At 63.0% G+C, this 12,488-nt stretch carries 13 protein-coding genes and 1 tRNA gene; 7 read left to right on the top strand and 7 right to left on the bottom strand.

Annotation, left to right across the window (positions count from 1 at the left end):
• Positions 1–14: 14 nt before the first annotated feature.
• On the top strand, positions 15–1,025 hold the full coding sequence (cobT, locus tag DBIPINDM_RS32645) for a nicotinate-nucleotide--dimethylbenzimidazole phosphoribosyltransferase (RefSeq protein WP_258583059.1): 1,011 nt from the start codon (positions 15–17) through the stop codon (positions 1,023–1,025).
• A gap of 51 nt (positions 1,026–1,076) precedes the next feature.
• On the opposite strand, the gene DBIPINDM_RS32640 is transcribed toward cobT, so the two are convergent.
• The 3 genes from DBIPINDM_RS32640 to DBIPINDM_RS32630 form a co-directional block, all read right to left on the bottom strand.
• Positions 1,077–2,075, bottom strand: a complete 999-nt coding sequence (locus DBIPINDM_RS32640; RefSeq protein WP_258583058.1) for a TIR domain-containing protein — start codon at positions 2,073–2,075, stop codon at positions 1,077–1,079.
• A 169-nt stretch (positions 2,076–2,244) separates the two neighbouring features.
• A tRNA-Lys gene (locus tag DBIPINDM_RS32635) sits at positions 2,245–2,320 on the bottom strand.
• Positions 2,321–2,426: 106 nt separating this feature from the next.
• Positions 2,427–3,332, bottom strand: coding sequence for a PhzF family phenazine biosynthesis protein (locus DBIPINDM_RS32630; protein ID WP_258583057.1), 906 nt, complete (start codon positions 3,330–3,332; stop codon positions 2,427–2,429).
• 101 nt (positions 3,333–3,433) lie between these two features.
• On the opposite strand from DBIPINDM_RS32630, the gene DBIPINDM_RS32625 reads away from it, so the two are divergent.
• The 3 genes from DBIPINDM_RS32625 to DBIPINDM_RS32615 are packed head-to-tail and all read left to right on the top strand — an operon-like array spanning position 3,434 to position 6,652.
• A complete protein-coding gene (locus DBIPINDM_RS32625) occupies positions 3,434–4,726 on the top strand; it encodes an efflux RND transporter periplasmic adaptor subunit (protein ID WP_258583056.1) in 1,293 nt (430 codons plus the stop codon).
• A 4-nt stretch (positions 4,727–4,730) separates the two neighbouring features.
• On the top strand, positions 4,731–5,438 hold the full coding sequence (locus DBIPINDM_RS32620; protein ID WP_258583055.1) for an ABC transporter ATP-binding protein: 708 nt from the start codon (positions 4,731–4,733) through the stop codon (positions 5,436–5,438).
• On the top strand, positions 5,435–6,652 hold the full coding sequence (locus DBIPINDM_RS32615) for an ABC transporter permease (RefSeq protein ID WP_258583054.1): 1,218 nt from the start codon (positions 5,435–5,437) through the stop codon (positions 6,650–6,652). Before DBIPINDM_RS32620 ends, DBIPINDM_RS32615 begins: the two co-directional genes overlap by 4 nt.
• 12 nt (positions 6,653–6,664) lie before the next feature.
• Here DBIPINDM_RS32615 and DBIPINDM_RS32610 read toward each other — a convergent pair whose 3' ends face one another.
• Positions 6,665–7,552: a DMT family transporter gene (locus DBIPINDM_RS32610; protein WP_258589399.1), complete on the bottom strand. Its 888-nt coding sequence runs from the start codon at positions 7,550–7,552 to the stop codon at positions 6,665–6,667.
• A 288-nt stretch (positions 7,553–7,840) separates the two neighbouring features.
• Here DBIPINDM_RS32610 and DBIPINDM_RS32605 point away from each other — a divergent pair, with 288 nt between their 5' ends.
• Complete coding sequence (locus tag DBIPINDM_RS32605; RefSeq protein WP_258583053.1) at positions 7,841–8,071, top strand: hypothetical protein; 231 nt, start codon at positions 7,841–7,843, stop codon at positions 8,069–8,071.
• A 27-nt stretch (positions 8,072–8,098) separates the two neighbouring features.
• Here DBIPINDM_RS32605 and DBIPINDM_RS32600 read toward each other — a convergent pair whose 3' ends face one another.
• Positions 8,099–8,575 (bottom strand): Lrp/AsnC family transcriptional regulator, encoded by a 477-nt coding sequence (locus DBIPINDM_RS32600; RefSeq protein ID WP_258583052.1) that lies wholly within the window; start codon positions 8,573–8,575, stop codon positions 8,099–8,101.
• 145 nt (positions 8,576–8,720) lie between these two features.
• On the opposite strand from DBIPINDM_RS32600, the gene DBIPINDM_RS32595 reads away from it, so the two are divergent.
• Positions 8,721–9,827 carry a 1-aminocyclopropane-1-carboxylate deaminase gene (locus DBIPINDM_RS32595; RefSeq protein WP_258583051.1) on the top strand — a complete coding sequence of 369 codons (1,107 nt, stop codon included), beginning with the start codon at positions 8,721–8,723 and terminating at the stop codon, positions 9,825–9,827.
• On the opposite strand, the gene DBIPINDM_RS32590 is transcribed toward DBIPINDM_RS32595, so the two are convergent.
• Entirely contained in the window at positions 9,807–10,550 is a 744-nt protein-coding gene (locus DBIPINDM_RS32590) for a hypothetical protein (protein WP_258583050.1), read from the bottom strand. The two genes, DBIPINDM_RS32595 and DBIPINDM_RS32590, sit on opposite strands and share 21 nt — an antisense overlap.
• A gap of 5 nt (positions 10,551–10,555) precedes the next feature.
• Complete coding sequence (locus DBIPINDM_RS32585) at positions 10,556–11,668, bottom strand: endonuclease/exonuclease/phosphatase family protein (RefSeq protein WP_258583049.1); 1,113 nt, start codon at positions 11,666–11,668, stop codon at positions 10,556–10,558.
• Positions 11,669–11,857: 189 nt separating this feature from the next.
• Here DBIPINDM_RS32585 and DBIPINDM_RS32580 point away from each other — a divergent pair, with 189 nt between their 5' ends.
• Positions 11,858–12,433 (top strand): BA14K family protein, encoded by a 576-nt coding sequence (locus DBIPINDM_RS32580; protein ID WP_258583048.1) that lies wholly within the window; start codon positions 11,858–11,860, stop codon positions 12,431–12,433.
• The last annotated feature ends 55 nt before the right edge of the window (positions 12,434–12,488 follow it).

Genomic DNA, 12,488 nt, shown 5'->3' with positions numbered 1-12,488 from the left:
GGAGACTTTCCCCCATGCCCTTCAAATCCCTCGATGAACTGCGCGCCGCCTGCCTTGACCTGCCCACCGGCAGCGATACGGCCGCAAAGGCCGTTGCCCGCCGCCAGGACACGCTGACCAAGCCGCAAGGCAGCCTCGGCCGACTGGAGACCATCGCTGCATGGCTGGCGCGCTGGCAGGGCCGCGATATGCCGAAACTCGACCGGGTGAAGGTGTTCGTCTTCGCCGGCAACCACGGCGTCACCGCGCAGGGCGTGTCGGCTTTCCCCTCCGAGGTCACCGTGCAGATGGTGGCGAATTTCGCCGGCGGCGGCGCCGCCATCAACCAGCTCGCCCGCATCGCCGGCGCCGAACTCGATGTCATCCCGCTCGACCTCGACCATCCTACCGGTGACTTCACGCAAGTGCCGGCAATGGACGAGACGGCGTTTCTCGCCGCCGTCTCCGCAGGCTATGACGCGGTGACGAAAGACCTCGACCTGATCTGCTTCGGCGAGATGGGCATCGGCAACACCACGCCGGCGGCCGCCATTTCGGCGGCGCTGTTTGGCGGTGGCGCGGAAAAATGGACCGGGCGCGGCACCGGCGTCGACGATGCCGGTCTCAAGCGCAAGGTGGTCGCCATCGAAGCCGGCCTCAAGCGCCACGCCGCCGCCCTCACCGATCCGCTCGGCGTTGCCGCTTCACTCGGCGGCCGCGAACTCGCCGCCATCTTCGGCGCCACGCTTGCCGCCCGCCATCTCGGCATACCCGTGCTGCTCGACGGCTTCGTCTGCACTGCCGCCGCCGCCCCACTGGCCAGGCTGCACCCGACCGGCCTCGCCCACACCATCGCGGCCCATGTCTCGGCCGAATCGGGTCATCGCGGCCTGCTCGAAGCGCTCGACCTGCCGCCGCTGCTCGATCTCGGCATGCGGCTCGGCGAAGGCTCCGGCGCCTGCCTCGCCGTCAACATCGTCCGCTCGGCACTGGAGTGCCATGCAAGGATGGCGAGCTTTGCCGAGGCAGGGGTCTCGGAGAAGTAGGTCCGCAGTTAGCGGTTCCGGGCATGTTCACACGGCAGGGGACGCTCGCAGTTACTTCTTCACTCGAGTCCTATTTCCAGTTCGACGCTCGACCTCGGTATGCTTTTTGGTCGATTTCTTGCGGTCCGCTTTCTCATGCGCCGCTATGGCGACGGCGGAATCTTTACCGCCCTTGTCAAAGTCGATGACGTGCTCTGGAAGGAAAACCACTTGGCTATCATAGTCTAGATCATGCCAATCAGCGGTGCAGACGGGCGAGTTGTTCAATCGCCCGATAAAATATGGGCCATTCAAGCCGACAATTTTTACCCACATCCGCTCACCGCCAGGGACGATGTCTTCGTCAAAGCCCTCCGGATAACGGTATTCAAACATCAACTTGACGACATCGTCCACAGCGAGCGATCTGCGCGTTGCCTCGCTCGGTATCTCAAAGGTCTCGGGATGCAGTTCATTGCGGACTACGCCGCTCTGCAATTCCCAATGTTCGATTTCGAAATTGGCGAGTCGGACAAGGTCGATCATCGGCAAGCTTTCGATATGTCCTAGTACATATGAGGGTGGCTTACCAAGGCTCGGCCGGGTCAGAGCCGGCTTCCCGTACACGTGTCTCAATAGGTTCTCGAACATCGTGTCGAACTGATCATCAGCGCGCATATCGATTGCCCTGATCCCACGAAAATGCGGGGGCATGGCACAATCTGGATCATCTGGAGCTAGTTTGCCGGTCCGAAGGATCGGTACAAATTTCGACCGCTCGATAGACGCCGCGATGTGAGATGAAATGATTTGTGCTTCATATCCGACACCCCCTTTCCTCGCCGTTGACTTGGTTGCGTACTGCGGGGTGCAGACGATGAATACAAAATCTGCGGTAGGAAGCTTTTCTTCCATAAATTGCGTAAGGCTTTCGCCGTACTGAACATCCCAGTCATCGAGGTAGGCGTGAACGCCATTCGAAACTAGTCGTTCAGCTAGGGTTCTCACCCACACCTTGTGATCTTCGCTGTCCCAAGAATAGGAAACGAAAACGCTTTTTGGGTCGGCCATGATTGCCTTTTAATTCAGCCGAAAATCATGCAGTTCTGTGATGGCTTGCAAACCCGATTGTCAAGAGGATGCGGGGCGCCCACACGGTAGCGCACAGCAATCGACAAATGCCGGGGACGCGTCGACGCGTCTCGCTTTCAGGGTCTTTCCACCAAGTCTTCTAGGAATTTGGTGGGTGCGCACAGGATTGAACTGTGGACCCGCTGATTAAGAGTCAGCTGCTCTACCAACTGAGCTACGCACCCACTCGGCCGGCAAAAACCGGCGTTGGCGGGCATATAGCCGCCACCATCGGTCATGTCTAGCCCTGCCGGAATCATTTCCCGACAAATCGACAAAGCCTTCCCGCGATCAGACGAATAGCTTGCCTTCCGCCACCTTGACCGCATGGCCGCCAATGCGCGCCGAGGCCAGTTTTCCGCCTTGCACGGTCAGTTCCAGGCGGATGCGCGACGGCCGGCCCATCTCCAGCCCCTGCTCGATCCACAGCTGTGAAATGCCATCCGTCGGGCCGTCGAAAAGCAAGATGGCGCCAGCGAAGGCGGCCGCTGCAGAACCAGTTGCCGGGTCTTCATAGGAAGGCGTGCCGGGCACGATCATGCGGACATGGAAGGCGCTTTCGTGGTTCACCGTCTCGCGGCAATAGACATAGGGGCTGGCGAAGGCCCATTCGCTCTTGCGCGGCGCCAGTTCCGACCACGCCTGGTTGTCCAGCCGGATGCGGCCCGCCGCTTCGAGATTGGCGACCGGAATGGTCACATAGGGCACGCCCGCCGACCAGAAGGCGACACGGTGATTCTCGAAACCGATCTCATGTGGCGCCAGGCCAAGGGCAGCACCAATCGCCTGCGGATCGGCCTCCAGCTTCAACGGTTCCGGCAATTTCGCCAGGTCGAACTCGGCGAAGGTGGCGCCGTCGTGTTTGCTGACCGCGCAGCGCACCGGACCGATGTTTTCTTCCAGCACGAAAATGCCGGCGCCCTCTTCCGCCAGTTCGGCCAGCGCGATTGCCGAACCCACTGTCGGGTGGCCGGCGAAGGGCATTTCATAGTCGGGCGTGAAGATGCGGATGCGGTTTTTATGCTTGGGATTGTCCGGCGGCAGCACAAAGACCGATTCGGACAGGTTGAATTCGCGCGCAATGGCCTGCATCGCGGCCGTGTCCAGACCTTTGCAATCCAACACCACCGCCAGCGGGTTGCCGGCCAGTCGCTCGGTCGTAAACACATCGTAAAGTAGGTAATTCCGGGTTTGCATTCCTGCCTCAATCCCAACATGGGCGAAATTTAATTTGATATTCGAACCATCAAGCCTGATCTGTGAACAGATAGGGACATTGCGCATCATAGGGGTCCAGCGTGGACCAGATTGTCAATCTGCCAAAGACGGAATCGGATTCCGCCATCGAGACGGCGCTTGGGCTCGATAAAAAGGGGCGAAGCAAGTCGCGCCGGCGTGGCTGGCTCTATGCGCTGCTGACCCTGATCGTGCTTGCCGCCGGTCTTGGCCTCTATCAATGGTTTGCGGGCACGCCCGCCAAGGTCGATTACACCACCGTGCCGGCCGCCAAGGCCGACCTCACCGTCCAGGTGTCGGCGACGGGCACGCTGCAGCCCCTCACCCAGGTCGACATTTCCAGCCAGCTCTCCGGCATCATACGCTCGGTCTCGGTCAACGAGAACCAGCAGGTGAAGAAGGGAGACGTGCTGGCCGCCCTCGACACCGCCAAGCTGCAGGTCCAGATCGAACGCGCCGAGGCTTCCGCCAAGGGAGCCGCTGCCAATGTCGAGGATGCCACGGTGACGCTCGCCGAGAACGAAAGCGCGCTGGTGCGCGCGGCGGCCCTGACCAAGCGCGGCATGGCGACCGACCAGTCGCTCGAGGCGGCGACCGCGACGCGCGACCGCGCCAAGGCAGCGCTCGATAGCGCTAACGCCAATCTCGCCATCGCCAATGCCGATCTCAAATCACAGCAGACCGACCTTGCCAACAGCACCATCTACGCGCCGATCGACGGCATCGTGCTGACGCGTTCGGTCGACCCCGGCCAGACGGTCGCCTCCTCGCTGCAGGCGCCGGTTCTGTTCATCATCGCCGCGGATCTGCGGAACATGGAACTGGTGGCGGCGGTCGACGAGGCCGACATCGGCGCCGTCAAGCCCGGCCAGCATGCACGTTTCACCGTCGATGCCTTTCCGGATCGGCCGTTCGATGCCGAAATCCGCGACATCTCCTACGCCTCGGTCACGACAGACGGCGTCGTTACCTACAATGCGCGGCTCGAGGTCGACAACAACGAGCTGCTGCTGCGCCCAGGCATGACCGCCACTGTTTCGGTCGTCACGAGGGAAGCCAAGGGCGTGCTCACAGTGCCAGCTAGCGCCTTCCGCTATCGCCCGGCGCAGCAGGCGGCCCGTGGCTGGAGCCTGAGCGACCTGTTCACGGGCCGTATGGGTCGTCCCGGCGGCAATCGCCAGCGCCAGGCCGCAACGGCCCCCACCGACGGCTCGCGCACGCTCTATGTGCTGGAGAACGGCCGGCCGCATCCGGTCAACGTCAAGATCGGCTCGACCGATGGCGAACTGACCGAGATCACCTCCGGCCTGGAGGAAGGCGCGCAGGTCATCACCGCCTCGCAGCCGCGGAGCTGATTCCGTGGCCGCCGGCGCGCCCCTCATCACCTTCGACAAGGTCTGGAAAAGCTACGGCCAGGGCGAGGCCCGCGTGCACGCACTGGCCGGCGTCGACCTTGCCATCCGGCGCGGCGAATTCGTCGCCATCATGGGTCCGTCCGGTTCCGGCAAATCGACGGCGATGAACATCATCGGCTGCCTCGACACGCCGACGGCTGGAACCTATTCCTTCATGGGCGTCGACGCCGGCCGGCTCGACCGCAACCGCCGCGCCATGCTGCGCAACCTCTATGTCGGCTTCGTCTTCCAGGGCTACAATCTGCTGGCGCGCACCACCGCGGCCGAAAATGTTGAACTGCCGCTGATCTATCGCGGCGTGGCTAGCCGCGAGCGCCGCGACCTTGCCATGCAGGCGCTGGCGCAGGTCGGCCTTGTCGGCCGCGAGCATCACACGCCGGCCGAACTCTCCGGCGGCCAGCAGCAGCGCGTGGCGATCGCACGCGCCATCGTCACCCGGCCGACGCTGCTCGTCGCCGACGAGCCGACCGGCAATCTCGACACTGCCCGTACGCATGAGATCATGGAGTTGCTGACCCAGCTTAACAAGGAGCTTGGACTGACTGTGGCCATGGTCACGCATGAGGCAGACGTCGCCGACTATGCCGAGCGCACCATTCGCTTCCTCGACGGCCACGTCGCCTCCGACACCATGAAGGTAGAGCTGGCATGATCTGGGAAACCGTCCGCCTCTCGCTGCGCTCCATCCGCCGCAACGTGCTGCGCTCGTTCCTGACGCTGCTCGGCATCGTCATCGGCGTCGCCGCCGTCATTGCCATGCTGACCATCGGCTCCGGCACCACCGAAAAGGTCAAGGCCGATATCTCCAAGCTCGGCAGCAACCTGCTGGTCGTCCGCTCTGGTCGTCCGGCCGGTCCCGGCGGCCCGGGCGGGCTCGACCAGGTGGTGCGTCCGCTGACCGAAAAGGACCTCGCGGCGCTCGTCGCGCATCTCACCGGCGCGCGTGCCATCTCGCCGGCCGCGCAGAAGCAGGTGCGCGTGATCTTCGGCACCGAGAGCCTGACCTCGGGCGTCACCGGCACCGACAGCGCCTATCTCGATGCGCGCGACTGGAAGCTGGTTTCGGGCCGTCCGTTCAGCGATTCCGAAACCCGTTCGGGCACCGGCGTCTGCCTGATCGGCGAGACGGTGCGGCAGCAATTCTTCGGCGCCGGCGATCCCGAGGGCGAGATCATCCGGGTCAACCGCACCTCGTGCAAGATCATCGGCCTGCTCGAGCCCAAGGGCTATACCGGCTTCGGCCAGGACCAGGACAATGTCGTCTTGATGCCGCTGCATGCCTATCAGCGCCGCATCGCCGGCAACCGCGACATCGACAACATCTACATCGCCGCGGACGACAGCACGCCGACCAGCGAGTTGCAGCCGCGCGTCGAGGACATCTTGCGCGATGCGCGGCGCATCACGCCCGACCGCGAGAGCGATTTCGCCATCCGCGACATGACCCAGATCGCCGACGCCATGGCCAGCGCCACCACCACCATGACCGGCATGCTGGGCGCGGTCGCTGGCGTCAGCCTGCTGGTCGGCGGCATCGGCATCATGAACATCATGCTGGTCTCGGTCACCGAGCGCACCCGCGAGATCGGCATCCGGCTCGCCATCGGCGCGCATGAAAAGCACATCCTCATCCAGTTCCTGGTCGAGGCGACGGTGCTGTCGCTGCTCGGCGGCATTATCGGCATCCTGATCGGCCTGGCGCTGGCCGGCCTCGCCGCGGTGACGTTGACCATACCGTTCGCGCCCAGCCCGGCCGTCATCCTGCTCGCCGTCGGCTTCTCGGCGCTGATCGGAATGGTGTTCGGCTTCTTCCCGGCGTTGCGCGGCGCCAGGCTCGACCCGATCGACGCGCTGCGGCACGAATAGCTCCCGGCGAGATCAGGGTTCTTGCGACGGCGCAACTCTGCGTGCCGAGCCAAAACCGAACGGCCAGCCAAGGTTCACGGCAAGCCCCGCCAGCAGGATCAGGATCAGCCCGGCGCCCTGCATGGCGCTTATCGAGCGGCCGAATACGAAAAAGTCCGTGAGCAAGGCGGCAACCGGATTGAGGAACGACCCGGCAGCGATGATCGTGATCGGCAGCCTGGAATAGGACGAATAGAGCAAGATATACACGACGCCGGTATGGATGACGCCAAGGCCGACAAGCCAGCCCCACATCGCCCAGCCCCACGTCGTATTGCCGCCACCCTGAAGTGCGGCCAGATCGACGAACGGCGCGAAAACGATGACGCCGATCAGGCAGTGAATGGCGCTGAGAACGCTCGGCTTCACCGATTTGACGGCTCGCGTGGTCAAGGTGGTGGCGGCATAAAATAGCGACGCGACGAGCGCCAGGCCGACACCGAGAAGCCAGTCATGATCCGCCCGCATGACGCCGAGTTTCGGTATGATCGTCAGGACGAGGCCGAGAAAGGCGACGCAGATCCATCCCAGTTTGTGCCGCGACAGCCCTTCCCTCAGCAAAAATGCGCCTGCCAGCACGATCCAGAACGGTTGCAGATGATAGATGATCGTCGCAAACCCGATCGAGGTCAGTTTGAAGGCCTGGAACAGGGCCACCCAGTTCAGCACGAGGCAAATGCCGCTGACGAATACGAGCGGCCACAATGCCCTGTCCGTGATGAAGAGGCTCTTCCATCCTTCTCGCAGGGCGCTCCATCCGACAAGCGCTATCGCGCCGAAGACACAGCGAAAAAAGATGACGTTGAGCGTAGGTTGGCCTGACTCGATGGAGAAGAGACCGGCCGTGCCGGATATGGCCATACCGGCTGAGAGCATGATTGCCGCTCGTGTCAGCGCCGGTCTCGCTTCAACTGTCATTCCATTTCACTTTCGCGAGGCTTCATCCGCTGCCTTGCACCCGAATTAATAGGGGGCTGCTCGTGCAGAAAGAGCCACTTGCGAAATGCCGATCGACCAACCGGACTTTGAAATTCTTGAGCCTGCCGCACCGGAAGCCCTGTCGCCGTCAGGCGGGCGGTGCTAGCGCGTAGTACGGCATTGGATAATCGTCGCGCCACTGCGCCATGCGATCGAAGCAAGGAAGAGCCGATGAGCTACAAGGCACGGGTGTCGATCGTCGTCGTGGTCGTAGAGGCCGCTCTTGCCGGCATCTGGTGGTATCTCGCCCGCTACGGCATCGCCAATCCCGGCCGCGTCACCGGCGACTTCCAGGCGGTCGTCGGCCAGACCATGGGAATGGCCATGGGCGGCTTTCTCGGCCTCAGCGTGATCCTGTTCTTCGTTGCCGTCCGCAACGACAGGAAAAAGCGGCAAGGCTGACCTCACGCGACTTTCGGCTCAAGCCCGTCAAAACGGCAGCCGCGCATTCTCCTTGACCTCCTTCATGACGAAGAATGTCCGGGTTTGCCGAACCCCCGGCAGCGCGATCAGCTTCTGCCCGTGGAGCTTGTTGAAATCCGCCATGTCGCGAACCCTTATCTTCAACAGATAGTCGAAGTCGCCCGCCACGAGATTGCAATCCAGCACCTCCTTGAGCTCGTGCACGGCCGCCTCGAAAGCGGCAAAGCTTTCCGGCGTCGAGCGGTCGAGCACCACGCCGACCATCACCAGCGCGCCAAGTCCGACCGCAACCGGCGCAATCTCGGCCCGAACCCCGGTGATGTAGCCTTCATCGAACAGGCGCTGCGTGCGCCGATGGCAGGTGGCCGCGCTGACATTCACCCGGACCGCCAGTTCCGCATTTGTCAGCCGTCCCTCGGCTTGCAGGACGCGCAGGATCCTGACGTCGATACGATCAAGGGCCTGCGTGGAAGATTCTTCCATTTTTCAGCTCTTCTTGGATCAAGTACTCCATCTAATCGCACATTTCTGGAGTATGCGAAAGTTTCTGGTCAAAGTTCGAGAGCACCTTCCGCATGAGTCCGCCTATTCTTCGCCCATCCAAAACGACCATGGCGGAGACAAACCGGTGTCACTTCTCGCAAAGTTCGAACGTTACCCCCTCACCTTCGGCCCGACGCCGATCGAGCACCTGCCGCGGCTGAGCGCGGCACTGGGCGGGAAAGTGCAGGTCTACGCCAAGCGCGACGATTGCAATTCCGGGCTCGCCATGGGCGGCAACAAGCTGCGCAAGCTCGAATACATCGTGCCGGATGCGATTGCCTCCGGCGCCGACACGCTGGTCTCGATCGGCGGCGTCCAGTCGAACCACACGCGCATGGTGGCCGCGACCGCAGCCAAGATCGGCATGAAGTGCGTGGTGATCCAGGAGAAGTGGGTGCCTCATTATGATGCGGTCTACGACCGGGTCGGGAACATCCTGATGACGCGCCTGATGGGCGCGGACAGCCGGCTGGTCGACGACGGCTTCGACATCGGCATCCGCAAGAGCTGGGAAGATGCGATCCAGTCGGTGAAGGACGCCGGCGGCAAGCCCTATCCGATCCCGGCCGGCGCCTCGGTGCACAAGTTTGGCGGGCTGGGCTATGTCGGCTTCGCCGAGGAGGTGGCCAGGCAAGAGGCCGATCTCGGCTTTAGCTTCGACTACATTATCGTGTGCGTGGTGACCGGATCGACGCAGGCCGGCATGATCGTTGGCTTTGCCGCGCAAGATCGCGCCCACCGGGTGATCGGCATCGACGCATCCGGGACGCTGGACCAGACCCGCGCGCAGGTCCGCCGCATTGTCGACGACACAGCCGCCCTCGTCGGGCTTGGCCGCGCCGTCCGCGACGACGAGATCATCATCAACCCCGACTACGCCTATCCGGCCTACGGCGTTCCCTCCGACGCCACGAACGACGCAATCCGGCTGGCTGCCCGCACGGAGGCCATGATCACCGATCCGGTCTACGAGGGGAAGTCGATGCAGGGGCTGATCGATCTGGTCGGGAAAGACTTCTTTCCGGAAGGATCCAGGGTTCTCTACGCCCATCTCGGCGGCGCGCCGGCGATCAACGGCTACAGCTATTACTACAAGGACGATGGCGCCGGCTTTCCGAACCGGCCGGGAGCGACCTTAGTGGACGAACATCGGAGCAAGCCGCGCGACGCGCTACCGCCGCTCTTTCCCTGACAGGTCGGGATCCCCACCGGCAAAGTGCCATTCGACCAGCGGCTTCATATGCGGCGACAGCCCCTCCGGCAGGTCGGCGGCATGGCGGATGATCACCGGCCCCTCGATCTCCGGATCGGTTTCGCTGGCGACGAAGGCTGAGATTCGCCGTGCGATCTCATCGGCCGGCGCCGGCTCGTGATAGCGACGGAAGATCACCGTGCCGCTCGCCGTTGACAGGGCGTGGTAGCGCTGGCCGCGTTCGGCATCGGACAGGTCGAGCCCGGTCTCCTCGCGCACCTCGCGGATCATGTTGAAATCGACATCGACCAGCCCGTCGCGGAAATCGACCGGCTCGAACGAACCGGCGGCGAAATAGACGCGGCCGGCATTGACCGTTCGCGGTCCCATGCGGATCGCCACCAGCGCATTGTCGCCGGCCACCAGCATCGCGTGGGCATAGGCATGCTCGGCGCCGGAATTCTCGCGCCGCTTCCGCCAGAGCATGAAGGTGGAGTAGTTGACCGCATGGCAGCGGCCGGTCAGGCGATTATCGCGCCAGGCAAGTTGCGAAAGCAGCACCACAGTGCCGTCGAACAGCGCCGGATTGGCCGCGAGCTCACGCTGCCAGTTCTCGGCGATCGCCTGCTCGTTGTCACGGGCGAACGGATGCGGGCCGGGGTCGAGCCGGACGTCGATGGCATCGACCGGCAGGATGACATTGCGCGGCAGGTCGAAACTCATGCCTATCAAACCATGTTGAGTGTGATCACCACCGGGCAATGGTCCGACGCCTTCGGCCGGTCCCAGCCGGCGCGCGGAAAACGCTCGACCTCCTGGCCCGCCGGAAAGATCGTGCGCCAGGGCTGGCCTTTGCGGATGATGTCGGGAATGGCAGTAGCATTCTTCGCCGCCAGTCCCTTGGAGAGCAGAATATAGTCGAGTTGGCAGAGATGCCGCTCTTCGGGCCCGCGTGTGTGATAGAAGGTCCAGCGGTTCATTTCCGGCCGCCGCTCGACGACATTCTCGCAGAAGCCGCCAGCCGTCAGCACGTCGATGCAGGACTGGCTCTCATCGACCACCTCGAAACGGTAGGCGTCCACATCATCGCCGGCGATCTTAACGCGCTGGCGGTAATCGTTCATGTCACCGCAGATCGCCCAGCGCTTGTCGGCGGCATGATCCCCACCGAAGCGCTCCTCGATGATGCGGCGAACGGCCAGCGCCTCGGCAATGCGCACCGGCATCGTCGCCTCGCGTCCGTCGAGCCCGTTGCGCGGCGAGCCCATGGACTTGAAGTGCACGAGATAGAGCGTCAGCGGCACGCCGCCGACGGTGATGTCGACCTCCAGGCAATCGCGCCGGAAGACGCGTTCATTGGCCTGGTTGCCGAGGGCCGCCAGTTCCGGCGTGTGCAGCCCGAACTGCTCGTAGGTGACATAGGCGTGGCTGGTCATGCGCACGAATTCGATCGGCTGTCCCTGCGCGGTCTCGTTGCGCATCATCACCGCGACATCGATGCCGCGCGAATCATTGCCTGACGTGGTGTATTTCTGGCGGTAGCCCTGCCCCACCATCTTGAACAGATAGCCATATTCGAAGGCCTTCAACGCCTCGATGTTGTCGACCTCCTGCATGCAGATGATGTCGGCACGGGTAGCGGCGATCGCCAGCGCCGTCAGCTGGCGCGTGTCGTCGGACTGGGCGATGGCGCGGGCCTGCTCCAGCATCTTGTACTCGGCCTCGCTCTGGATATCGAACAGCGCCAGCGTCCGATCCTCGTTGAGCTGGTTGCGATAGCCGGAAAAATCGAACCTGTTCATCAGGTTCTCGACATTGAAGGTTGCAAGGCGCAGCGACATGCCCTGACCTTTGCCCGCAAGCGCTGGAGAAAACAAGATCGCAGGGCCACAAGCCAAGATCGCTTGGGCCTGGAGGCATTCGCGTCATGGTTGATGGAACCTTTCCGTTCATCCGCCGTTCAGACGCAAAGATCCACAGTGGCCCTATTCTCAGGGTAGGCGTGGGGCCTGTATCTCTTGGAGAGTGCAATGAATTCGCTCTTTTCTTCCACCATCAAATCCGGGCTGATAGCGCTCGGCATTGTCTCCGGCATCACGGCACCGTCCGCCGCCGGACCGATCCTGCAGCCGGACCTGTCGATTCCCACTAGCACCGCAGCACCTACGGTCACGCCGGTTCGCGAGGGCTGGGCGGGCGGCAACAACCGGGAGTTCAACAACAACTGGAACAACGACTGGAGATGGCGCCGCCATGACGGGCGTCGCAACTGGAACCGCGGCAATTGGGACCGTGGCAACTGGAACGGCGGAGACGACTGGCGCTGGCGCCATGGCCGCCGCCACTATCACGGCGGCTACTACGATGACGGTGCGGGTGCCGCGATCCTTGGCCTTGGCCTGGGGCTCGGCCTTGGCAGCATGTACAACAACTACAACAATTACGATTACTATGCGCCGCCGCCGCGCCGCTACTATCGCGCCGGGCGGCTTTCCAACGCCCATGTGCAGTGGTGCTATAACAGGTACAGGTCGTATCGCGCCTGGGACAACACGTTCCAGCCCTATAACGGTCCACGCCAGCAATGCTGGTCGCCCTATAGCTGAGCCGACCGGAAAGAACATGATAAACGGCGCCGCGATGCGGCGCCGTTTCTTTTGG

The sequence above is a fragment of the Mesorhizobium sp. AR02 genome (genome assembly GCF_024746835.1).
Classification (GTDB): domain Bacteria; phylum Pseudomonadota; class Alphaproteobacteria; order Rhizobiales; family Rhizobiaceae; genus Mesorhizobium.
This window is presented reverse-complemented; position numbering and strand designations above follow the sequence as displayed.

Excerpts from the sequence above, each read along its gene's own strand:
- cobT (WP_258583059.1), top strand. The coding sequence starts at position 15 with ATGCCCTTCAAATCCCTCGATGAACTGCGCGCCGCCTGCCTTGACCTG.
- DBIPINDM_RS32640 (WP_258583058.1), bottom strand. The coding sequence starts at position 2,075 with ATGGCCGACCCAAAAAGCGTTTTCGTTTCCTATTCTTGGGACAGCGAA.
- DBIPINDM_RS32630 (WP_258583057.1), bottom strand. The coding sequence starts at position 3,332 with ATGCAAACCCGGAATTACCTACTTTACGATGTGTTTACGACCGAGCGA.
- DBIPINDM_RS32615 (WP_258583054.1), top strand. The coding sequence starts at position 5,435 with ATGATCTGGGAAACCGTCCGCCTCTCGCTGCGCTCCATCCGCCGCAAC.
- DBIPINDM_RS32610 (WP_258589399.1), bottom strand. The coding sequence starts at position 7,552 with ATGGCCATATCCGGCACGGCCGGTCTCTTCTCCATCGAGTCAGGCCAA.
- DBIPINDM_RS32605 (WP_258583053.1), top strand. The coding sequence starts at position 7,841 with ATGAGCTACAAGGCACGGGTGTCGATCGTCGTCGTGGTCGTAGAGGCC.
- DBIPINDM_RS32600 (WP_258583052.1), bottom strand. The coding sequence starts at position 8,575 with ATGGAAGAATCTTCCACGCAGGCCCTTGATCGTATCGACGTCAGGATC.
- DBIPINDM_RS32590 (WP_258583050.1), bottom strand. The coding sequence starts at position 10,550 with ATGAGTTTCGACCTGCCGCGCAATGTCATCCTGCCGGTCGATGCCATC.
- DBIPINDM_RS32585 (WP_258583049.1), bottom strand. The coding sequence starts at position 11,668 with ATGTCGCTGCGCCTTGCAACCTTCAATGTCGAGAACCTGATGAACAGG.
- DBIPINDM_RS32580 (WP_258583048.1), top strand. The coding sequence starts at position 11,858 with ATGAATTCGCTCTTTTCTTCCACCATCAAATCCGGGCTGATAGCGCTC.